Source organism: Pseudomonas sp. NPDC077186, from assembly GCF_044543505.1.
In the GTDB taxonomy this organism is placed as follows: domain Bacteria; phylum Pseudomonadota; class Gammaproteobacteria; order Pseudomonadales; family Pseudomonadaceae; genus Aquipseudomonas.
The window spans coordinates 251208-273986 of the sequence record NZ_JBITWE010000002.1; the positions used below are offsets into that span (position 1 = coordinate 251208).

The 22779-nt window shown below is 67.0% G+C and carries 21 protein-coding genes; 16 read left to right on the forward strand and 5 right to left on the reverse strand.

The genetic code is table 11. From position 1 onward, the window contains the following. Positions 1-10: 10 nt before the first annotated feature. From ACIGKL_RS09790 to ACIGKL_RS09860, 15 genes are all read left to right on the forward strand, one after another. Positions 11-607, forward strand: a complete 597-nt coding sequence (locus tag ACIGKL_RS09790; protein ID WP_397486465.1) for a MarC family protein — start codon at positions 11-13, stop codon at positions 605-607. Between the two features lie 270 nt (positions 608-877). Then, positions 878-2686: an allophanate hydrolase gene (gene atzF / locus ACIGKL_RS09795; protein WP_397486466.1), complete on the forward strand. Its 1809-nt coding sequence runs from the start codon at positions 878-880 to the stop codon at positions 2684-2686. 15 nt (positions 2687-2701) lie between these two features. After that, positions 2702-6331, forward strand: a complete 3630-nt coding sequence (uca, locus tag ACIGKL_RS09800) for an urea carboxylase (RefSeq protein WP_397486467.1) — start codon at positions 2702-2704, stop codon at positions 6329-6331. A 1-nt stretch (position 6332) separates the two neighbouring features. Beyond that, a complete protein-coding gene (locus ACIGKL_RS09805) occupies positions 6333-7055 on the forward strand; it encodes a GntR family transcriptional regulator (protein ID WP_397486468.1) in 723 nt (240 codons plus the stop codon). A gap of 76 nt (positions 7056-7131) precedes the next feature. Further along, entirely contained in the window at positions 7132-8397 is a 1266-nt protein-coding gene (urtA, locus tag ACIGKL_RS09810; protein WP_397486469.1) for an urea ABC transporter substrate-binding protein, read from the forward strand. A gap of 141 nt (positions 8398-8538) precedes the next feature. Next, complete coding sequence (urtB, locus tag ACIGKL_RS09815) at positions 8539-10107, forward strand: urea ABC transporter permease subunit UrtB (protein ID WP_397486470.1); 1569 nt, start codon at positions 8539-8541, stop codon at positions 10105-10107. Then, complete coding sequence (gene urtC, locus ACIGKL_RS09820) at positions 10107-11198, forward strand: urea ABC transporter permease subunit UrtC (protein WP_397486471.1); 1092 nt, start codon at positions 10107-10109, stop codon at positions 11196-11198. Before urtB ends, urtC begins: the two co-directional genes overlap by 1 nt. Beyond that, on the forward strand, positions 11195-12037 hold the full coding sequence (gene urtD / locus ACIGKL_RS09825) for an urea ABC transporter ATP-binding protein UrtD (protein WP_397486472.1): 843 nt from the start codon (positions 11195-11197) through the stop codon (positions 12035-12037). The genes urtC and urtD overlap by 4 nt, the downstream gene beginning before the upstream one ends. Before the next feature lie 131 nt (positions 12038-12168). Then, a complete protein-coding gene (gene urtE / locus ACIGKL_RS09830; RefSeq protein ID WP_397486473.1) occupies positions 12169-12867 on the forward strand; it encodes an urea ABC transporter ATP-binding subunit UrtE in 699 nt (232 codons plus the stop codon). 230 nt (positions 12868-13097) lie between these two features. Next, a complete protein-coding gene (locus ACIGKL_RS09835) occupies positions 13098-13934 on the forward strand; it encodes an urease accessory protein UreD (protein ID WP_397486474.1) in 837 nt (278 codons plus the stop codon). Between the two features lie 129 nt (positions 13935-14063). Next, positions 14064-14366: an urease subunit gamma gene (gene ureA, locus ACIGKL_RS09840; RefSeq protein ID WP_397486475.1), complete on the forward strand. Its 303-nt coding sequence runs from the start codon at positions 14064-14066 to the stop codon at positions 14364-14366. 3 nt (positions 14367-14369) lie between these two features. Beyond that, a complete protein-coding gene (locus ACIGKL_RS09845; RefSeq protein WP_397486476.1) occupies positions 14370-14870 on the forward strand; it encodes a GNAT family N-acetyltransferase in 501 nt (166 codons plus the stop codon). A 7-nt stretch (positions 14871-14877) separates the two neighbouring features. Beyond that, positions 14878-15183, forward strand: a complete 306-nt coding sequence (locus tag ACIGKL_RS09850; protein WP_397486477.1) for an urease subunit beta — start codon at positions 14878-14880, stop codon at positions 15181-15183. Between the two features lie 76 nt (positions 15184-15259). Then, the gene (ureC, locus tag ACIGKL_RS09855; RefSeq protein WP_397486478.1) at positions 15260-16960 is read left to right on the forward strand and encodes an urease subunit alpha; all 1701 of its coding nucleotides are present in this window, start codon (positions 15260-15262) and stop codon (positions 16958-16960) included. 376 nt (positions 16961-17336) lie between these two features. Continuing rightward, a complete protein-coding gene (locus tag ACIGKL_RS09860) occupies positions 17337-17840 on the forward strand; it encodes an REP-associated tyrosine transposase (RefSeq protein ID WP_397486479.1) in 504 nt (167 codons plus the stop codon). Between the two features lie 448 nt (positions 17841-18288). Here the strand turns inward: ACIGKL_RS09860 and ACIGKL_RS09865 are convergent, their stop codons facing one another. After that, positions 18289-19152: a DMT family transporter gene (locus tag ACIGKL_RS09865; RefSeq protein ID WP_397486480.1), complete on the reverse strand. Its 864-nt coding sequence runs from the start codon at positions 19150-19152 to the stop codon at positions 18289-18291. Between the two features lie 186 nt (positions 19153-19338). On the opposite strand from ACIGKL_RS09865, the gene ACIGKL_RS09870 reads away from it, so the two are divergent. Continuing rightward, entirely contained in the window at positions 19339-19803 is a 465-nt protein-coding gene (locus ACIGKL_RS09870; RefSeq protein ID WP_397486481.1) for a hypothetical protein, read from the forward strand. Here ACIGKL_RS09870 and ACIGKL_RS09875 read toward each other — a convergent pair whose 3' ends face one another. The 4 genes from ACIGKL_RS09875 to ACIGKL_RS09890 form a co-directional block, all read right to left on the reverse strand. After that, on the reverse strand, positions 19804-20070 hold the full coding sequence (locus tag ACIGKL_RS09875; protein ID WP_397486482.1) for a DksA/TraR family C4-type zinc finger protein: 267 nt from the start codon (positions 20068-20070) through the stop codon (positions 19804-19806). A gap of 74 nt (positions 20071-20144) precedes the next feature. Then, positions 20145-21008, reverse strand: a complete 864-nt coding sequence (locus tag ACIGKL_RS09880; protein ID WP_397486856.1) for an oxaloacetate decarboxylase — start codon at positions 21006-21008, stop codon at positions 20145-20147. A gap of 118 nt (positions 21009-21126) precedes the next feature. Beyond that, positions 21127-21885 carry a substrate-binding periplasmic protein gene (locus ACIGKL_RS09885; RefSeq protein ID WP_397486483.1) on the reverse strand — a complete coding sequence of 253 codons (759 nt, stop codon included), beginning with the start codon at positions 21883-21885 and terminating at the stop codon, positions 21127-21129. A gap of 68 nt (positions 21886-21953) precedes the next feature. Continuing rightward, positions 21954-22727, reverse strand: coding sequence for a substrate-binding periplasmic protein (locus ACIGKL_RS09890; RefSeq protein ID WP_397486484.1), 774 nt, complete (start codon positions 22725-22727; stop codon positions 21954-21956). Positions 22728-22779: the final 52 nt, after the last annotated feature.

Consider the following 22779-nt stretch of genomic DNA (forward strand, 5'->3'; position numbering starts at 1 on the left):
GCCTGCCGCCATGGCCTCCGAGTTGTTCAGCCTGTACCTGAAGATGCTGGTGCTCTACAGCCCCTTCTTCGTCCTCTCCTGCTTTATCGGCCTGAGCCGCGGCTACACCCTCAGGGAGCGCAAGCGCCTGGCCTGGAAGGTGGCGCTGGCCACGCTGATCGCCAGTGTGCTGCTGTACCTGTTCGGCAAGCACATCTTCACCCTGTTCGGCATCACCATCGACGCCTTCCGCATCGGTGCAGGCAGCGTGCTGTTCATTTCCGCCCTCGGCATGGCCCAGGGCAAGCCGGCGGTGCAGAGCGAAAACGTGCAGCAGGACGTCACCATAGTGCCGCTCACCATTCCCATCACCGTCGGCCCCGGCACCATCGGCGCCCTGCTGCTGATGGGCGCCAGCCAGCCGCACTGGGACGACAAGCTGGTGGCGGTGGCGGCGATCTTCCTCGCCAGCCTCACCGTCGGCGTGGTGCTCTATCTGTCCAACCAGTTCGAGCGCCTGCTCGGCGACCAGGGCCTGCAGATCGTCAGCCGTCTGATGGGCCTGTTCGTCTGTGCCCTGGCCGCGCAGATCATCTTTACCGGGGTGAAGAATTACCTGGTGCCCTGAGACGGCGAGCTTCGAACCCTCGGTGCGCACGGCGCCCCCTACCTACCGAAAGTCTGCAGGCCCTACGACTCTGTAGGTGCGCTGTGCGCACCAGCCGTTCCCTGCACCATCCGCTTGCAGCGCGGCCCCACCAAGGTGCACCTCTCCTCGACAGCGCCCCGTTCGCAGCGCGAAAAATAACCTAACCACATGAAATAAAAGACTTTATAAGAACTGGCACCCTCATTGCTCTGCTGACTCCAACTTGGATACAAGATGGGATCTCAGCGCATGTCCAACGCTCCGCTCGCCTTCACCCTCACCGACTGGCAACAGGCCTACCGCGACGGCCAATCCCCTGCCGAACTGCTGCACGCCCTGCGCCTGGAACTGCGCACCGATGACAGCGCCTGGATCGCCCTGGCCAGCGAAGCTCAGCTCGACGATCAACTAGTGGCCCTGGCAGCCGCACTGCAAGCCGCCGACAGCGATATCGGGAAGCTGCCGTTGTACGGTGTGCCCTTCGCCATCAAGGACAATATCGACGCCGCCGGCTGGCCCACCACCGCCGCCTGCCCCGAGTTCGCCTACCGCGCCGAGGCCGATGCCACAGTGGTCGCCCGCCTGCGCGCCGCTGGCGCCATCGTCATCGGCAAGACCAACCTCGATCAGTTCGCCACCGGCCTGGTCGGCACCCGCTCGCCCCATGGCGCGGTGCCCAACAGCTTCAACCCGGCTTACGTCAGCGGCGGTTCCAGCTCCGGCTCGGCCAGCGTGGTCGCCCGTGGCCTGGTGCCCTTCGCGCTGGGCACCGACACTGCCGGCTCCGGCCGCGTACCGGCCGGCTTCAACAATATCGTCGGACTCAAGCCGACCAAGGGCTGGCTGCCCAATACCGGTCTGGTGCCGGCCTGCAAGACCCTGGACTGCATCTCGGTGTTCGCCCTGACCGTGGCCGACGCCCTGGCCGTGGCCACTATCGCCGGTGGCTACGACGCCGCCGATCCCTACAGCCGCAACAACCCACACAGCGCCAAGGTCGGCATGCCGACCCAGCCGCGCTTGGCGGTGCCGGCCAACCCGGAATTCTTCGGCGACGTGCAGAACCAGGCCGTCTACGAAACTGCGCTGGGCAAGCTGCGCGAACTGGGCGCCGAGCTGGTGGAGATCGATTTCGCCCCCTTCCGCCAGCTGGCCGAGCAGCTCTACCAGGGCTCCTGGGTCGCCGAGCGCACCGTCGCGGTGGAAGGCGTGAACCCCGAACATATCAATCCGGTGGTGCGCGGCATCGTCGCCAATGGTCACAAGTACAGCGCCTGCGACGCCTACAAGGCCGAATATGTCCGCGCCGAGCTGAGCCGCCGCATCAACGATGCCCTGGGCGGCTTCGATGCTCTGGTAGTGCCCACCTCGCCGACCATTCGCACGCTGGCCGAGATGGAAGCAGAACCCGTGCTGTTCAACAGCCAGTTCGGCACCTACACCAACTTCACCAATCTCGCCGACCTGTCTGCCCTGGCCGTACCCGCCGGTTTTCGCGAGGACGGTCTGCCGGCCGGCATCACCCTGCTCGCCCCGGCCTGGCGTGACCAGGCCCTGGCGGCCCTCGGCCGGCGCTGGCAGCAGGCACTCAATCTGCCGCTGGGCGCTACCGGCAAGCCGCTGCCGGTGCAAGCGTCGAGCGACAAACCCGCACCTGGCAGCATCCGCGCCGCCGTGGTCGGCGCGCACCTGACCGGCATGCCGCTGAACTTCCAGCTCACCAGCCGCGATGCCGTGCTGGTGGAGCAGACCACCAGCGCCGCGCATTACCGCCTGTATGCCCTGCCCGGCAGCGTGCCGCCCAAACCGGGCCTGGCACGGGTCGCAGAGGACGGCGCTGAGATCATCGTCGAGCTGTGGGACGTGCCGCAGGCGCGCTTCGGCGAATTCGTCGCCGAAATCCCGCCACCGCTGGGCATCGGCAACCTGCAGCTGGCCGACGGCCGCTGGGTCAAGGGCTTCATCTGCGAGCCCTACGCGCTGGATGGCGCGCGCGATATCACCAGCTTTGGTGGTTGGCGCGCCTATATCGCCAGCCTACAAGCCGCCAAGAACTGAGGAAGGGATAGCCCCATGTTCCATACCGTACTGATCGCCAACCGTGGCGAGATCGCAGTCAGAGCCATCCGCACGCTCAAACGCCTGGGTGTGAAAAGCGTCGCCGTCTACTCCGACGCCGACCGCAATGCCCAGCACGTACGCGACGCCGATATTGCCATCGCCCTGGGCGGCGACAAGCCGGCTGACAGCTACCTGCGCATCGACAAGATTCTCGCCGCCGCGCAAGAAACCGGCGCCCAGGCGATCTACCCCGGCTATGGCTTTCTCTCGGAAAGCGCCGAGTTCGCCGATGCCTGTGAAGCAGCCGGCATTGCCTTCGTCGGCCCGACTGGCGAGCAGATTCGCGAGTTCGGCCTCAAACACAGAGCACGTGAACTGGCCGCCCAGGCCCAGGTGTCGATGGCGCCGGGCACCGGCCTGCTGCAAAGCCTGGAAGAAGCGCTGAGCGCCGCCGACAGCATCGGCTACCCGGTGATGCTCAAGACCACCGCAGGCGGTGGTGGCATCGGCCTGACCCGCTGCAGCGACGCCGCCGCACTGGAAAGCGCCTATGACAGCGTCAAGCGCATGGGCGAGCAGTTCTTCAGCGACGCCGGCGTATTCCTCGAGCGCTTCGTCGACCAGGCGCGGCATGTCGAGGTGCAGATCTTCGGTGACGGCCAGGGCCGCGTTGCCGCCCTCGGCGAGCGCGACTGCTCGCTGCAGCGGCGCAACCAGAAGGTGGTCGAGGAAACCCCGGCGCCGAACCTGCCGCAGGCCACCCGCGAGCGCTTGCACGCCGCCGCCGTGCAGCTTGGCGAGTCGGTGAAATACCGCAGCGCCGGCACCGTGGAGTTCATCTACGACGCCGCCCGCGACGACTTCTACTTTCTCGAAGTGAACACCCGCCTGCAGGTCGAGCACCCGGTCACCGAGATGGTCACCGGCCTGGATCTGATCGAGTGCATGCTGCGCGTGGCCGCAGGCGATGCGCTGGACTGGGCCGCGCTGAACCGTGCGCCGCAAGGCGCCGCCATAGAGGTGCGGATCTATGCCGAAGACCCGCTGAAGAACTTCCAGCCCAGCCCGGGCGTGCTCACCGACGTACATTTCCCGAACGACGTGCGCGTCGACGGCTGGGTCAGCACAGGCAGCGAGGTGTCGGCCTTCTACGACCCGATGATCGCCAAGCTGATCGTGCATGCCGACACCCGCGCTGAGGCCATCGCCAAGCTGCAAAAAGCCCTGGGCGAGACCCACCTGCACGGCATCGCCAGCAACCTCGACTACCTGCGCCAAGTGGTAGCCGACGAACGCTTCGCCCAAGGTGAAGTGTGGACGCGTCTGCTCGACAGTTTTTCCTTCAAGGCCAGCGTGATCGAAGTGCTGGAGCCCGGCACTTACTCCAGCGTGCAGGACTATCCTGGCCGCTTGGGCTACTGGGATATCGGCGTGCCGCCATCCGGGCCGATGGATGATTTCGCCTTCCGCCTGGCCAACCGTATCGTCGGCAACGCCGCCGAAGCCGCCGGCCTGGAATTTACCCTGCAAGGCCCGACCCTGCGCTTTCACAGCGATGCGCTGATCGCCCTGGCCGGCGCCGACTGCCCGGCCACCCTGGACGATGCGCCGGTTTCCTACTGGCAACCGATCGAGGTCAAGGCCGGCCAGGTGCTCAAGCTGGACCGCGCGGTCAGCGGCTGCCGCACCTATCTCGCCGTACGCAATGGCCTGGACGTGCCGCTGTATCTGGGCAGCCGCTCCACCTTCGCCCTCGGCCAGTTCGGCGGGCATGCCGGGCGCACCCTGCGCACCGCCGACATGCTGGCCATCTCCCAGCCCGAGTTGCCGGCCTGCACCACGCCAGCGCCAGTCGCCCCCCCGCAGGCGGCTCACCCGAGCCTGATCCCCAGCTACGGCAGCACCTGGAATATCGGCGTGCTCTATGGCCCGCACGGCGCGCCGGACTTCTTCACCACTGAAGCCATCGAGGAATTCTTCGCCGCCGAGTGGGAGGTGCACTACAACTCCAACCGCCTCGGCGTGCGTCTGTCCGGGCCGAAACCGAGCTGGGCGCGGGCCGACGGCGGCGAGGCCGGCCTGCATCCGTCCAACGTGCATGACTGCGAATACGCCATCGGTGCGATCAACTTCACCGGCGATTTCCCGGTGATCCTCACCAAGGACGGCCCCAGCCTCGGTGGCTTCGTCTGCCCGGTGACTATCGCCAAGGCCGAGCTGTGGAAGGTCGGCCAGGTCAAGCCCGGCGACAAGCTGCGCTTCCACCCCATCGGCTTCCAGCAGGCGCAGAGCCTGGAGCAGGCGCAACTGGGCAGCCTCTCGGCACTGGCGGCGATCAGCGCAGTAACCCTGCCGGCGCCGTCGCTGCAACCGGACACCACGGTTTCCGCCACCGTACTGGCCGAGCTGCCGGCCGATGGCAGCCGCCCGCGTGCGGTGTATCGCCAGGCCGGCGACGCCTACATCCTGCTGGAATACGGCGATAACGTACTGGACCTGGCCCTGCGCCTACGCGTGCATCTGCTGATGGAGGCACTCAAGGCCGAGCCGCTACGTGGCCTGGAAGAACTCGCTCCCGGCGTGCGTTCGCTGCAACTGCGCTACGACAGCCGCGTGCTGCACCAGCGCACCCTGCTCGACCACCTGCTGCGCCTGGAGCGCCAGCTCGGTGATGTCGCCGAGCTCAAGGTGCCGACCCGGATCGTCCATCTGCCCATGGCCTTCGAGGACAGCGCAACGCTGGCCGCCGTCGAACGCTACCGCGAAACCGTACGCAGCGAGGCGCCCTGGCTGCCGAACAACGTCGACTTCATCCAGCGCGCCAATGGCCTGGAAAGCCGTGAGCAAGTGCGCGACATCCTGTTCGACGCCAGCTACCTGATCCTCGGTCTCGGCGACGTCTACCTCGACGCACCCTGCGCCGTGCCGCTGGACCCGCGCCATCGCCTGCTCAGCTCCAAGTACAACCCGGCGCGTACCTTCACCGCTGAAGGCACCGTGGGCATCGGCGGCATGTACATGTGCATCTACGGCATGGACTCGCCCGGTGGCTATCAACTGGTCGGTCGCACTCTGCCGATCTGGAACAAGTACGTGAAGAACGCCCAGTTCGAGAACGGCCAGCCCTGGCTGCTGCGCTTCTTCGATCAGGTGCGTTTCTACCCGGTCAGCGAGGCCGAGCTGGATCAATTCCGCGAAGCCTTCCGCGAGGGGCGTGCGCAGATCCGCATCGAGCAGAGCGAGTTCGACTTCGCCGCCTACAACCGCTTTATCGCCGACAACGCCGCCGATATCGAAGCCTTCCAGCGCCAGCAGAAAGCCGCCTTCGACGCCGAAGTCGAGCTGTGGAAGGACGACGATCCGAGCGCCGCACAGGCGCTGGGCACCACGCCTGAGGACGACGCCGATCTGGACGGCCATCTGGTCGCCGCCGAGATGAGCGGCAGCGTGTGGAAGGTGCTGGTCGAGCCCGGCCAGCATGTGGAAGCCGGCACGCCGCTGCTGGTGGTCGAGGCGATGAAGATGGAGCTGGCGGTGACCGCACCGGTGGCCGGCACGGTCAAGGCGCTGCGCTGCGCCCCCGGCAAGGCGGTGACGCCGGGCGATGCCCTGCTCCTGCTGACCCCGAGCGAGGCGGCCTGAGATGCAACTGGTCAACCCGGCCAGGCGCGGCAAGGAGCGCCCGGAGAATCTCGCCGAGCGCATCTACCTGCAGCTCAAGGACGACATCTTCGAGTTCCGCCTGCTGCCCGGTGACCGCTTCAGCGAAGGCGAGATCGCCGAGCGCATGGCCGCCAGCCGCACGCCGGTGCGCCAGGCGCTGTATCGCCTGGAGCGCGAGGGCTACCTGGAGGTGTATTTCCGCAGCGGCTGGCAGGTCAAGCCGTTCGACTTCGCCCACTTCGAGGAGCTCTATGAAGTGCGCATCGTCCTCGAACTGGAGGCGGTCAAGCGCCTGTGCGAGCGCCCCAATGACGAGCTGCCGGATGCACTGGAACAGCTCAGGCGCACCTGGATGGTGCAACCCGAGCAGCGTCTGCAGGACGGCCGCGAAGTCTCGCGGCTGGACGAGCGCTTCCATTGCCAACTGGTGGAAGCCGCCGGCAATCGCGAGATGGCCCGCCTGCACGCCGAAGTCAGCGAAAAGATCCGAATTATCAGGCGCCTGGACTTCACCCAGGAGCCGCGCGTGGCGCTCACCTACGAGGAACACGCACGCATCCTCGGCGCGATTCTGTCGCGTCGTTGCGAAGAGGCACAGCTATTGCTCAAGACCCATATCGAGGTCAGCAAGGCGGAAGTGCGCAAGATCACCCTGCACATGCTGCACAGCGCCCGTCAGCGCCTGCAGCCGGCGCAAGGGTGACGGAAATGACCTGGGAATCACTGCCGAACAATAACGAGCTGTCCACTTACTCACGTTCGAGAATGGAGATCGCACCATGCAACGTCGCAGCCTGATCAAGGCCTTCACCCTTTCCGCTTCCATCGCCGCCATGGGCATGACCTGGACCGTGCAGGCCGCCGAGACCATCAAGGTCGGCATCCTGCATTCGCTGTCCGGCACCATGGCGATTTCCGAAACCTCGCTGAAAGACATGGCGCTGATGACCATCGACGAGATCAACGCCAAGGGCGGCGTGCTCGGCAAGCAGCTCGAGCCGGTGGTGGTCGACCCGGCGTCGAACTGGCCGCTGTTCGCCGAGCGCGGTCGTCAGCTGCTGACCCAGGACAAGGTCGCCGTCACCTTCGGCTGCTGGACCAGCGTGTCGCGCAAATCGGTGCTGCCGGTCTACGAGGAACTCAATGGCCTGCTGTTCTACCCGGTGCAGTACGAGGGCGAAGAGCTGTCGCCCAACGTCTTCTACACCGGCGCCGCGCCAAACCAGCAGGCCATTCCGGCGGTGGAGTACCTGATGAGCGAGGACGGCGGCGCCGCCAAGCGCTTCTTCCTGCTCGGTACCGACTACGTCTACCCGCGCACCACCAACAAGATCCTGCGCGCCTTCCTGATCAGCAAGGGCGTCGACGAGAAGGATATCGAAGAGGTCTACACCCCCTTCGGCCACAGCGACTACCAGACCATCGTCGCCAACATCAAGAAGTTCTCCGCCGGCGGCAAGACCGCGGTGATCTCCACCGTCAACGGCGACTCCAACGTGCCCTTCTACAAGGAACTGGCCAACCAGGGCCTGGAAGCCACCGACGTACCGGTGGTGGCCTTCTCGGTGGGCGAGGAAGAACTGCGCGGCATCGACACCAAGCCGCTGGTCGGCCACCTGGCCGCCTGGAACTACTTCCAGTCGGTGGAAAATCCGGTCAACGACGCCTTCGTCGCCAAGTGGAAGGCCTACGCCAAAGCCAAGAACCTGCCGGGCGCCGACAAGGCGGTGACCAACGACCCGATGGAAGCCACCTACGTCGGCATCCATATGTGGGCCCAGGCCGTGGAGAAGGCCGGCACCACCGAGGTGGACAAGGTGCGCGAGGCCATCTACGGCCAGACCTTCGAAGCGCCCTCCGGCTACACCCTGACCATGGACAAGAGCAACCACCACCTGCACAAGCCGGTGATGATTGGCGAAATCCAGGACGACGGTCAGTTCTCGGTGGTCTGGGAAACCGACAGCCCGATCCGCGCCCAGCCGTGGAGCCCCTATATCGAAGGCAACGACAAGAAGCCGGATTACGCGGTGAAGTCGAACTAAGGCAAAAGCCCCTCTCCCCCTGTCCCTCTCCCGCAAGCGGCAGAGGGGCAGCGGCCCGCGCAGGGAGAGGGTCGCCGTAGCCCGGATGCAATCCGGGAAGCTCGCGCCCGGATTGCATCCGGGCTACGCCAAGGAACCACCATGCCCACTGCCCTTACCCGAATTCTGCTCGGCCTGTTGCTGCTGCTGCCTCTGGTTGCCAGCGCCAATGAAGCCGACGCCTTTGTCGCCGCCAACCCGGCCAAGCAGGCCAAGCTGCTGCAGGACTGGGCCGCCGCGCCCACGCCTGAACGCCTGCCGCTGCTGCAGGCGCTGCAACAGGGCCGCGTCGCCGGCGACGCCGACAAGCGCGCCTTTATCCAGCAGGCCGGCAGCTGGCAGGCCGCCACCGGCGAGCTACAGCCTGCTACCACACCGAAGAAACTACGGCTGAACAACCGCCTGCGCGGGCTGATCGCCAGCGCCCTGGCCAGCCATCGGTTGCTCGACGATGATGCCGCCGTGCGCCTCGAGGCCGCCCAACAGCTGCAACGCAATACCCCGCCGGCCCTGCTGCCGCTGCTGGAAAGCCGCCTGAGCATCGAGGCCGACGAGGCCGTGCGCGACGCCCTGACCCTGGCCCTGGCCAACCTGCAACTGGCAGCCGAGGCTCCGGCCGTGCGCCTGGCCGCCGTGGAGCGCCTCGGCCAGACCGGCGACCCGCTGGCGCGCACCCGCCTGGAAGCGCTGCTGGCCGGCGCGGAAAGCGACGCCGCCGTGCGCAGCGCCGCCGAAAAAAGCCTGGCCCAGGTGAAGAACAAGCTGCTGGTCGGCGAACTGCTCGGCCAGGCCTTTAGCGGCCTCAGCCTGGGTAGCATTCTGCTGCTGGCCGCCCTCGGCCTGGCCATCACCTTCGGCCTGCTCGGGGTGATCAATATGGCCCACGGCGAGATGCTGATGCTCGGCGCCTACACCACCTACGTGGTGCAGATCGCCTTCCAGAAATTCGCCCCCAGTTACCTCGCCCTCTACCCACTGCTCGCCCTGCCCATCGCCTTCCTGGTCACCGCGGCCATCGGCATGGCCCTGGAGCGCACGGTGATCCGCCATCTGTACGGCCGCCCGCTGGAAACCCTGCTGGCCACCTGGGGCATCAGCCTGATCCTGATCCAGCTGGTGCGCGTCACCTTCGGCGCGCAGAACGTCGAGGTGGCCAACCCCTACTGGCTGTCCGGTGGCGTGCAGGTGCTGCCCAACCTGGTGCTGCCGTACAACCGCATCGTGATCATCGGCTTCGCGCTGTTCGTGGTGCTGCTGACCTGGCTGTTGCTGAACAAGACCCGTCTTGGCCTCAACGTGCGTGCGGTGACGCAGAACCGCAATATGGCCGCCTGCTGCGGGGTTCCAACGGGGCGAGTCGATATGCTCGCCTTCGGCCTCGGCTCGGGCATTGCCGGCCTCGGTGGCGTGGCCCTGAGCCAGATCGGCAACGTCGGCCCTGACCTGGGGCAGAGCTATATCATCGACTCCTTCCTGGTGGTGGTGCTCGGCGGCGTCGGCCAGCTCGCCGGCAGCGTCACCGCCGCCTTCGGCCTGGGCGTGCTGAACAAGTTCCTCGAACCGCAGATCGGCGCCGTGCTGGGCAAGATCCTCATCCTCGCGCTGATCATTCTGTTTATCCAGAAGCGGCCCCAAGGGCTCTTCGCACTCAAGGGACGGGTGATCGACTGATGACTCAAGCACTCAATCAAACCCTTCTCGCCCGCGCCACGGCCAAGCTTGGCCCGCAGGTTTCGCTGGCCCTTGGCCTGCTGGTGCTGGCCATTCTCGTGGCCATGCCGCTGTTGCACCTGCTGCCGACCGACCACGCCCTGCATGTCTCGGCCTACAGCCTGACGCTGGTGGGCAAGATCCTCTGCTACGCCATAGTCGCCCTGGCGCTGGACCTGGTGTGGGGCTACGCCGGCATGCTCTCGCTGGGCCACGGCCTGTTCTTCGCCCTCGGCGGCTACGCCATGGGCATGTACCTGATGCGCCAGTCGGCGGGCGATGGCCTGCCGGCCTTTATGAGCTTCCTCGCCTGGAGCGAGCTGCCCTGGTACTGGTACGGCACCTCGAGTTTCCTCTGGGCGCTGTGCCTGGTGGTGCTGGCGCCCGGCCTGCTGGCCCTGGTGTTCGGCTTCTTCGCCTTCCGCTCGCGGATCAAGGGCGTGTACTTCTCGATCATGACCCAGGCGCTGACCTTCGCCGGCATGCTCCTGTTCTTCCGCAACGAAACCGGCTTCGGCGGCAACAACGGCTTTACCGGTTTCACCCGCATCCTCGGCTTCGATATCACCGCCGCCGGCACCCGCGCCGCGCTGTTTATCGCCACCGTGGCCCTGCTGGTCGGCAGCCTGTACCTGGGCTTTCGCCTGGCGCGCAGCAAATTCGGCCGGGTGCTTACCGCACTCAGGGACGCGGAAAACCGCCTGATGTTCTGCGGCTACGATCCGCGCGGCTACAAGCTGTTTATCTGGGTGCTTTCCGCCGTGCTCTGCGGCCTGGCCGGCGCGCTGTACGTGCCGCAGGTGGGCATCATCAACCCCAGCGAGATGGCGCCGACCCAGTCCATCGAAGCCGCCGTCTGGGTCGCCCTGGGCGGGCGCGGCACCCTGATCGGCCCGCTGCTCGGCGCCGGCCTGGTCAACGGCATGAAGAGCTGGTTCACCGTGGCCTTCCCCGAATACTGGCTGTTCGCCCTGGGCGCGCTGTTTATCGTTGTCACCCTGTTCCTGCCGAGGGGCGTGGTGGGTCTGCTGCGCAAGGAGAAGGATCAATGAAAACCGCCCCCGTCCCCGAAGCCATGCTCGAAGCCGCCTTCGACCCCACCGGCCTGGCGCTGGATACCGGCAAGAACGTCGGCAAGGGCGTCAACGTGCGCCACGGCACCATCCTCACCCTGGAAGCGATCAACGTTAGCTTCGACGGCTTCAAGGCGCTGACCGACCTGACTCTGTATATCGGCGTCGGCGAACTGCGCTGCATCATCGGCCCCAACGGCGCCGGCAAGACCACCATGATGGACGTGATCACCGGCAAGACCCGCCCGGACAACGGCGTGGCCTACTTCGGCGAGCAGTACGACCTGACCGCCATGAGCGAGGTGCAGATCGCCCAGGCCGGCATCGGCCGCAAGTTCCAGAAGCCGACGGTGTTCGAGGCTTTGAGCGTGTTCGAGAACCTGGAGCTGGCGCAGAAGACCAACAAGTCGGTATGGGCCAGCCTGCGCGCGCGCCTGTCCGGCGAGCAGAAGGACCGCATCGACGAGGTGCTCGCCACCATCCGCCTGGACGCCTCGCGCCACCGCCCGGCAGGGCTGTTGTCGCACGGCCAGAAGCAGTTCCTGGAGATCGGCATGCTGCTGATGCAGGAGCCACACCTGCTGCTGCTCGACGAGCCGGTGGCGGGCATGACCGACGCCGAAACCGAGTTCACCGCCGAGCTGTTCAAGTCGCTGGCGCGCAAGCATTCCCTCATGGTCGTTGAGCACGATATGGGCTTCGTCGGCAGCATCGCCGACCACGTCACCGTGCTGCACCAGGGCAGCGTGCTGGCCGAAGGCTCGCTGGAACAGGTACAGAACGACGAGCGGGTGATCGAGGTTTATCTCGGTCGCTAGCCCCGATCCCCCCTGCAGGCTGACACAGCCTGTGGGAGGGGCTTTAGCCGCGAGCTTTTGAAGAGCAAAGCCGTCGCGGCTAATCGGTTCGCCGCCCGGCCCCTCCCACACAACGAATTAAGGACACCGTCATGCTCCAAGTCGATAAATTGCATCAGTACTACGGCGGCAGCCACATCCTCCGTGGCCTGTCGTTCGACGTGAAGGTCGGCGAGGTCACCTGCCTGCTCGGCCGCAACGGCGTGGGCAAGACCACCCTGCTCAAGTGCCTGATGGGCCTGATCCCGGCCAGGGACGGCAGCGTGCAGTGGGAAGGCCAGGCGATCACCGCCTACAAGCCGCACCAGCGCGTACAGGCCGGTATCGCCTACGTGCCGCAGGGCCGCGAGATCTTCGGCCGCCTGACGGTGGAGGAAAACCTGCTGATGGGCCTGTCGCGTTTCCCCGCCGGCCAGGCCAAGGCCGTGCCGGAATTTATCTACGAGCTGTTCCCGGTGCTGCGCGAGATGAAGCATCGCCGCGGCGGCGACCTGTCCGGCGGCCAGCAACAGCAGCTGGCCATCGGCCGCGCCCTGGCCAGCCAGCCGCGCCTGCTGATCCTCGACGAACCCACCGAAGGCATCCAACCCTCGGTGATCAAGGAGATCGGCGCGGTGATCCGCAAACTGGCGGAACGTGGCGATATGGCCATCCTGCTGGTGGAGCAGTTCTACGACTTCGCCGCCGAACTGGCCGACCAGTACCTGGTGATGAGCCGCGGCGAGATCGTCCAGCAGGGCCGTGGCGAGAATATGGAAGCCGAAGGCGTACGCGGGTTGGTGGCCATCTAGTAGGGTGCGCCGCGCGCACCGCGGCCACGCCGGTGCATAGGCCCCTCTGGTACTAAGCTTTAGCGGCGACGCTTTTCGCTGGAGCGGTGCATGCTCCACAGCTCTGGTGCGCACAGCGCACCCTACATGAGCGCCCCGCGACGCGCCTTGTCATACGCACCGAATTGGTTCGAGGCACGCCTCTTGCTTGCCCACTCGGTCAACTAATGCGCGGAAATCTTTGCCCTGCCATGAACCTGCCTGTCGCCCCGTTCACGCCCAGTTGGCCCGCCGAACTGGAGCTGGCCTATGCACGCCACGGCGCACGCACCACGCCAGTGCAAAGGCGCCACCTCGGCCCGCTTAGGGTGCAGAAGCACCTGTATGCCGAAGGGCCGCAGGTCTGCCAGCACATCATCGTCCATCCGCCCGGCGGCATCGCCGGCGGCGACCGCCTGGACATCTCCGCGCATGCCGGCGAGGGCAGCTGGGTGCAGCTCACCAGCCCCGGCGCCGCCAAGTGGTATCGCGCCGCCGGCGTCGCCCGCCAGGAGCTGCGCCTGAGCGTCGCGGCCGGCGCCACCCTGGAGTGGCTGCCGCAGGAGACCATCGTCTACGCCGGCGCCCAGGCCGAGCTGCACACGCAGATCGAGCTGCACGGCGACGCCCGCCTGCTGTACTGGGACATCGTCGCCCTCGGCCGCCCCGCCGCCAACGAGCGCTTTGCCAGCGGCCACTTCCAGGCCGCCGTGGATATCCGCCGCGACGGCCAGCTGCTGTGGCACGAGCGCCAGCGCGTAAGCGGCGGCGACGGCCTGCTCGACTCGCCCGTGGGCCTGGATGGCCGACCGGTGTTCGCCACCCTGCTGGCCAGCGGCGAAGTGGACGGCGAATTACTGGAACGCTGTCGCGAACTGAAGATCGACGGCGTGCGCGGTGACCTCAGCCAGCTCTCGGGCCTGCTGATCGCCCGCTGCCTGGCCTTTGAGGCGCTGCAGGCGCGCACCTGGCTGATCGCCCTGTGGCGCCTGCTGCGCCCGGCGCTGCTCGGCCGCGAGGCGCTGCCGCCGCGCATCTGGAGTACCTGACGCATGTAGGGCGGACATGCCGAAGGCTTGTCCGCCGTTGCAACACCGCGGTGGCCAAGGCACGCGCCCTGGCTACCCCAATGATTGCGGCGACTGCGACAGGCGGTCGCCCAGAAACGGAGTCACGAGATGGATCTGAGTCCACGCGAGAAAGACAAGCTGCTGATCTTCACCGCCGGCCTGGTGGCCGAGCGCCGCCTGGCGCGCGGGGTCAAGCTCAACTACCCGGAGGCCATGGCCTATATCTCCGCCGCCCTGCTCGAAGGCGCCCGCGACGGCCGCAGCGTGGCCGAGCTGATGCACTTCGGCACCACATTGCTGAGCCGCGAGCAGGTGATGGAGGGCGTGCCGGAGATGATCCCGGAGATCCAGATCGAGGCCACCTTCCCCGACGGCACCAAGCTGGTGACCGTCCATCAGCCGATTGCATAAGCCATGAACCACCTGATAACCGACGCCAACGAAGTCGACCTGCCCGGCATCCTCGCCATCTACAACGACGCGGTGCAACACGGCACGGCGATCTGGAACGAGACCCTGGTAGACCTGGCCAACCGCCGCGCCTGGCTGACCGAGCGCACGGCGGCGGGCTTTCCCGTGCTGGTGGCGCGCGATGCCGCCGGCGAGGTGCTCGGCTATGCCAGCTACGGCACCTGGCGCAGCATCGAGGGCTTTCGCCAGACCGTCGAACACTCGGTCTACGTGCGCGCCGACCAGCGCGGCCAGGGCCTGGGCCCGCTGCTGATGCAGGCGCTGATCGAGCGCGCCCGCGAAGCCGGCCTGCATGTGATGGTCGCCGCCATCGAGTCCGAAAACGCCGCCTCGATCCGCCTGCACCAGCGCCTCGGTTTCGTCATCACCGGGCAGATGCCCCAGGTCGGCCGCAAGTTCGGCCGCTGGCTGGATCTGACCTTTATGCAACTGATTCTGGAGTGAGCAGCCCATGATTCCCGGCCAATACCAGATTGCCGACGGCGAGATCGAGCTCAATGCCGGCCGCCGCACCCTGAGCCTGTCCGTCGCCAACAGCGGCGACCGGCCGATCCAGGTCGGCTCGCACTACCACTTCTTCGAGAGCAACGATGCGCTGATCTTCGATCGAGCATCCACGCGCGGTATGCGCCTGAATATCCCGGCCGGCACCGCGGTGCGTTTCGAGCCCGGGCAGAGCCGCGAGGTGGAGCTGGTGGAGCTGGCCGGCGCACGCCGCGTATTCGGCTTCGCCGGCCGGGTCATGGGCGACCTTTGACGGTAGGGTGCGCTGCGCGCACCAGCAACGACACAGATAGCAGTGGTGCGCACGGCGCACCCTACGGGACGAACCAATGAAGATCAGCAGACAAGCCTACGCCGACATGTTCGGCCCCACCGTCGGCGACAAGGTGCGCCTGGCCGACACCGACCTGTGGATCGAAGTGGAACAGGACTTCACCAGCTACGGCGAAGAAGTGAAATTCGGCGGCGGCAAGGTGATCCGCGACGGCATGGGCCAGGGCCAGCTGTGCGCGAAAGATGTGGTCGACACCCTGATCACCAACGCGCTGATCCTCGACCACTGGGGCATCGTCAAGGCCGACGTCGGCCTCAAGGACGGGCGCATCCACGCCATCGGCAAGGCCGGCAACCCGGATATCCAGCCCGACGTGACCATCGCCATCGGCGCCGGCACCGAGGTGATCGCCGGCGAAGGCATGATCCTTACGGCGGGAGGGATAGACACCCATATCCACTTTATCTGCCCGCAGCAGATCGAAGAGGCGCTGATGAGCGGCGTCACCACCATGATCGGCGGCGGCACGGGACCTGCCACCGGCACCAACGCCACCACCTGCACTTCCGGCCCCTGGCATATGGCGCGCATGCTGCAGGCCGCCGACGCCTTCCCTATGAACCTGGGCTTTACCGGCAAGGGCAATGCCTCGCTGCCGGAACCCTTGATCGAACAGGTGAAGGCCGGTGCCATCGGGCTGAAGCTGCACGAGGACTGGGGCACCACCCCGGCGGCCATCGACAATTGCCTGTCGGTCGCCGACCAATACGACGTGCAGGTGGCGATCCACACCGACACCCTCAACGAGTCCGGCTTCGTCGAAACCACCCTCGCCGCCTTCAAGGGCCGCACCATCCACACCTATCACACCGAAGGCGCCGGCGGCGGCCATGCGCCGGATATCATCAAGGCCTGCGGCTTGCCGAATGTGCTGCCGTCCTCGACCAACCCGACCCGGCCGTTCACCAAGAACACCATCGACGAGCACCTGGACATGCTGATGGTCTGCCACCACCTCGACCCAAGCATCGCCGAGGACGTGGCCTTCGCCGAGAGCCGCATCCGCCGCGAAACCATCGCCGCCGAGGACATCCTCCACGACCTCGGCGCCTTTTCCATGATCAGTTCCGACAGCCAGGCCATGGGCCGCGTCGGCGAGGTGATCACGCGCACCTGGCAGACCGCCGACAAGATGAAGCAGCAGCGCGGCCCGCTGCCCGAAGACGTACCCGGCAACGACAACTTCCGCGCCAAGCGCTACATCGCCAAGTACAGCATCAACCCGGCCATCACCCATGGCATCAGCCATGAGGTGGGCTCCATCGAAGTGGGCAAGTGGGCCGACCTGGTGCTCTGGCGCCCGGCCTTCTTCGGCGTCAAGCCGACGCTGATCCTCAAGGGCGGGGCGATTGCCGCCAGCCTGATGGGCGACGCCAACGCCTCGATCCCGACGCCGCAGCCGGTGCACTACCGGCCGATGTTCGGAAGCTACGCCGGCAGCCGCCATGCCACCAGCATCACCTTTATCAGCCAGGCGGCGTTCGACGCCGGCGTGCCCGAACAGCTTGGGCTGCAGAAGCGGATCGGTGTGGTCAAGGGCTGCCGCGAGGTGCGCAAGACCGACCTGATCCACAACGGCTACCTGCCGAATATCGAGGTCGATCCGCAGAATTATCAGGTCAGGGCCGACGGCCAGCTGCTCTGGTGCGAGCCGGCCGAGGTGCTGCCGATGGCGCAGCGCTATTTTCTGTTCTGAAGCGCCCGACGGTCTGACCTCCGTTGGGCTTCGTCGCAGGCTCCTCAACCCAACCTACCCAGATTGGTGACATGGCGTAGGTTGGCGCTGAGGTAGGTTGGCGCTGAGCGCAGCGAAGCCCAACAGGGAGCACGCAGTGCTCCGCCCGACGGTCTCACCCCCCTGTTGGGCTTCGTCGCAAGCTCCTCAACCCAACCTACCGAATGCCCCCAACCTCGTCTCGAACCCTGTCAGGAGCACGCAGTGCTCCGCCCGACGGTCTCACCCCCCGTTGGGCTTCGTCGCAAGCTCCTCAACCCAACCTACCGGGTGCACTCCGCCCCCCGACAACGCAACTACACTGACGCGGACGACAACCACACCAAGGACGGTGAACATGCGTTATCGACGCGCCCAGGTGGCGGGCGGCACCTACTTCTTCACGGTCACGTTGGCCGATCGCTCGCAAGACCTGCTAACCCGTCATATCGACGCCCTGCGCGCGGCATTCCGCGCGGTGCATCAGCGCCATCCCTTTCGCATCCCGGCCATCGTGGTACTTCCGGAGCACCTGCACTGCATCTGGCAGCTGCCGCAGGGGGACTGCGCTTACCCGACCCGGTGGGCCCTGATCAAATCCGGCTTCTCCCGAGCCCTCGACGACGGCGAGCCTGTTTCCCTGTCGCGCCACCTCAAACGCGAACGCGGCATCTGGCAGCGACGTTACTGGGAACACTGCATCCGCGATGCCGACGACCTGCAACGGCATATCGATTACATCCACTTCAATCCGGTCAAGCACGGCCGCGCCCGATGCCCCGCAGAATGGCCGTTCTCCTCCATTCACCGGCATATCGCCCAGGGCCTGCTCCCCATCGACTGGGCCGGAGGCGACACCTGAACTGCCAAAAACGCCGCCTGCCGCCGAACACAGGTTGGTGCCGAGCAGGGTTGGTGCTGAGGTAGGTTGGTGCTGAGCGTAGGTTGGCGCTGAGCGCAGCGAAGCCCAACAGGGAGCACGCAGTGCTCCGCCCGACGGTCTCCCCCCCGTTGGGCTTCGTCGCAAGCTCCTCAACCCAACCTACCCGGATCGGTGACAAGCCGTAGGTTAGCGCCGAGGTGGGTTGGCGCTGAGCGTAGGTTGGCGCTGAGCGCAGCGAAGCCCAACAGGGAGCACGCAGTGCTCCGCCCGACGGTCTCATCCCCCTGTTGGGCTTCGTCGCAAGCTCCTCAACCCAACCTACAGGATGCGCTCCGACCTCGTCTCGAACCCTGTCAGGAGCACGTCATGCTCCGCCCGACGGTCTCATCCCCTCCGTTGGGCTTCGTCGCAAGCTCCTCAACCCAACCTACCGGGTGCTTCGTTGGCTCCAGGCCAGACACAGGCCGCTGAGGATGATGATGGCCATGCCGGCGATGCCGCCGGCGTCCGGGGTGTGGGCGAAGAAGACCATGCCCAGCAGGGTGGCGATGACGATCTGGCCGTAGGTGAAGGGCGCCAGGTTGGCCGCGCTGGCGAAGCGGTAGGCGTGGGTCAGCAGCATATGCCCGGTCATCGCCAGGGCGCCGAGTGCCGCCATCAGCAGGCCGTGATGCCAGTCCGGCAGTTGCCAGACCCAGGGCAGCGCCAGGCTCGTCAGCAGCGCGCCGAGCAGGCTGGTGAGGAAGTTGCTGGTGGCCGGATGGTCGGTGGCGCTGAGCCGTCGGGTGAGCAACTGGTAGAGGCCGAAACACAGCGCCGCCGCGAACGGCAGCAGGATCGCCGGGGTGAACAGCGCGCCGCCCGGACGCACGATGATCAGCACGCCGAGCAGGCCACAACCCACCGCCAGCCACACCGCGGCGCCGATCTGCTCCTTGAGCACGAAGGCCGACAGCAGGATCACCACCAGCGGCGCCAGGAAGATCACCGCCGTCGCCTCGCCCAGCGGGATGTAGCGCAGCGCGCTGAAGAACAGCAGGCTGATCGCCACCAGGCTCAGGCCGCGCGTCAGCTGCAGCCAGGGCCGCCGGGTACGCACCAGGTTCCAGCCCAGGCGCGGGGCGAACAGCGCCGCCATCAGCAGGGTCTGCGCCAGGTAGCGCGCCCACACCACCAGCAGCACCGGGTAGAGCTGGGTCAGGGACTTCGACAGGGCGTCGTGGCTGGCCAGCAACAGGCCGGCGGCGAGGATCAGCAGGATGCCCAGGCCCGGGCGGTGGGAAGTCGGCACGAAACAAACCAAACGAATAGTTAGCAGGCTACTAACTTTAGCGAGCATTCGCCGCTTTGCCCAGAGGCACCACGCGTCCGCCCAGACCGTCCATCGAGCGCCCGTCGGCAAAACCGAGCGGGCACCGGCGGCCGCCCATGGCGGGGCTATAGTGAGAATCCATCCCTCCGATGGGAGATCGATCTCATGCGCCCGCCCTCGCCGTCTTGCCGCCTACTCGGCGGCCTGTTGCTGCTCGCCCTACCCCTCGCCCAAGCGGAAACGCTGACGCCTCTGCAGGGGCAAAGCCCGGAGCAGATTCAAGCCGATATCTCCAGCTGCCAGGCCCAGGCCGGCGGTAGCCAAACGCAGGACAACAGCGTCGGTGGCGAACGCCTGCGCGGCGCGGCCAAGGGTGCCGCGGTGGGTGCCACGGCGGCGCAGATTCGCGGCAATCGCCACGACGAGGTCTACGACCGGGTGGACGACGATATCAAGCAGGAGTACCGGCAGAATCAGGCGCGCGACGCGGCGGCCGTCGGCATGGCCGTGGGAGGCTCCAGGCAGCGCCAGGAGCGCCGCGAAAACCGTCGCAACGACAGCGCCGGCGACAACGCGCAGCAGGCCTATATCAATTGCATGAGCGGGCGCGGCTACTCCGTCACGCCCTGATCAGCGCAGCTGACTGTCCTTGCTGCCGCGCCGGTTGTAGCCGCTATAGGCGGCCTGCTCGCGGTCGTGCTCGGCCTGGCAGGCCACGCACAGGCGCACGCCGGGGATGGCCTGGCGCCGCGCCTCGGGAATCGCCGCGTCGCATTCCTCGCAGTGGCGCCGGCTCTCGCCTTTCGGCAGCTGGCTGCGAGCACGCGCCACGGCGTCCTCGATACTGCTGTCGATCTGGTCCTGTACCGCGCCATCATTTGCCCAGCCACCGGCCATCGGCCTCGCCCTCCGTTGTGTGCCCCGGTAGATATGCGCCGTCTGCGGGCGAATCTCAAGAGCACGCGGTCGCCCTACTCCTTGACCTCCATAAACTCGCGGGCCCAGACGATATAGTCCTCGGGCAGGCTGTACTTGTGGGTCAGCTCGGTGGCGTTGAGATCGCCCGGCTCGATGCCGCGCTGCTCGCGCAGGCAGTCGTAGGTCGCCTTGATCGCGGCGAAGTAGGCGCCGTGGCCGTTGACCAGGATGCGCACGCCGAGCCGTGCCAGGCGGGCGTTGTCGCGCAGCTGCGGGTTGCCGTAGGTGACCAGCATCAGCGGCACGCTCAAGTTCTCGGCGATCCGCTCCAGGTGGGCGAAATCCTTGACCCCGACCAGGCAGATGGCGTCGGCGCCGGCGGCCTGGTAGGCGCGGGTGCGGCGGATCACCTCGTCGATCTCGAGCACCCCGGCGTGGCTGCGGGCGATGATCGCCAGATCCGGGTCGATGCGTGCCTCCAGCGCCGCGCGGATCTTGCCGACGCCCTCCTCGACCGAGATCAGGTCGGTGGACTTGCGGCCGAACTGCGCCGGCAGCAGGGTGTCCTCGATGGTCAACGCGGCCACCCCGGCACGCTCCAGTTCGACCACCGTGCGCATCACGTTGAGCGCGTTGCCGTAGCCGTGGTCGGCGTCGGCGATCACCGGCAGACGCGCGACCCGGCCGATGCGCGTGGCCTGCTCGACGAATTCGCTCAGGCTGATCAGGGCGAAGTCCGGCGCACCCAGCACCTGCAGCGAGGCCACCGAGCCGCCGAGGATGCCGACCTCGAAATCCAGGTCGGCGGCGATCCGCGCGGACATCGGGTCGAACACCGAGGCGCTGTGGTAGCAGCGGTCTGAGGCCAGCAGCGCGCGGAAGGCGCTGCGCAGTTGGTGGTGGGAGGCGCGTTGCAGGATGGGCATGGTGCGTATTCCAGTCAGGTGAATCGCGGGTTCGCTGTAGGCTTACCCGGGTAGACGCGGCGAACCGGGGCGCAGGACACCGACCTGCGCCGCCGCGGGCCGCGCGGCGTCACTCGGCGAGCTGCGGCAACTGCGCCTGCGGCAGCCAGCGCTGCAGGATCGCGGCCAGGCTGCCGTCCTCGTGCATCCGCTGCAGGGCCTGCTGCCAGCGCGCCACGCGGGCCTGCGCGGTGGCCGGGGAGAAGGCGATGTAGTAGGCCGAGCGCATGAACGGCACATGCGCCGTCACCTCGCTCGGGCTCAGCCCGGCGCTGGCCAGCTCGCCGGCCAGGGTCAGATCCTCGGTGGCGATCAGGCGCACCCGGCCATGCTTGAGCATGGTCACCATCTGCTTCGAGCTGGGCACCCCGTAGAGGTTGGCGAAGCCGTGGGCGCTGAGCGTCTCGAAGGTGTACCACTGCTTGGGCAGGGCCAGCGGCCCGCTGGCGGCGGCCTGCTCCAGGGTGTCGATGGTCAGGCCGCGGGACTTCAGCGAGTAGAAGCTGGTGGTGCCCACCACCAGCGGCCCGACCCACTGGAACTTGCCTTCGCGCTCGGGCGTGCGCACCGTGGCGAACAGCGCGGTATCGGCCTGATGCTGGGCCAGGTGGAAGGCGCGGGTCCAGGGCAGCAACTCGATCCGTGCGGCGTCGCCGGTACGCTCGATCAGCGCGCGCACCACCTCCACCGCCAGGCCGCGCAACTCGCCCTCATGCTGAAAGCTCATCGGCGGCGCGTCTTCGGTGAGCAGGCGCAACTCGGCCGCGGCCGGCGCGCCCGGCAGGGCCAGCCAGCACAGCAGCAGAGCGGCGAACGCGGTACGCAGCATCGATCCTCCCCTTATGCCTGCAGCCTAGCAGTCGCCGGGGCTCCATGCCGGCCGCCCGGAGTACGCGTTCAGTCGCTGCGCAGCAGCTCGGCCAGGGTCTCGGCATCGACCCGGGGCAACCAGTGCCGGTAGATGCGCTCCAGGCTGCCGTCGCGGCGCATCTCCAGCAGCGCCTGCTGCCAGCGCGCCACGCGCCGCGCATCGGTCTGGCGGGAGAAGGCGATGTAGGAATCGTTGGGCATCAGGTCGAACTGCGCCTGCAGCTGCTCGGCCTGCATGCCCTGTTCGGCCAGCATGCCGTCGAGGGTCAGGCTGTTGGCGAGCAGCAGCTTGACCCGGCCGTGGCGGAACATGCGCAGCATGTCCTGCGGCGTCGGCACGCCGTAGAGGTTGTCCAGGCCCAGCTCGGCCAGCAGCTCGTAGGAGTACCACTGCTTGGGCACGGCCAGGGGACCGAGGCGGCGCACGGCGTCCAGGTCGGCGACGCGCAGGCCGTCCGCCTTTAGGCTGTAGAAGCGCGTATGGCCGCGGGCGATGGGGCCGACCCAGTGGAACAGCGCCTCGCGCTGCGCCGTGCGCACGGTGGAGAACAGCGCCGTATCGGGCAGCCGGCGAACCTGGTGGTAACCGCGCGTCCAGGGCACCAGCTCGATGCGCGCCGACTCGCCGGTGCGGCGGATCAGCTCCTCGACCACCGCCACCGCCATGCCGCTCGGCCGGCCGTCCTCGAGGTAGCTGAACGGCCGGTAGTCCTCGGTGTACAGGCGCAGCTCGGCGGCGGCCAGGGAGGCGGCCAGGCTGCAGAGCAACAACAGGACACAGGCTGTGCATTTCAGGATCATCGGCGGCCACCGGCTGCGGCGCGCCCCACGGCAGGATTCGGAGCGGCCAGGC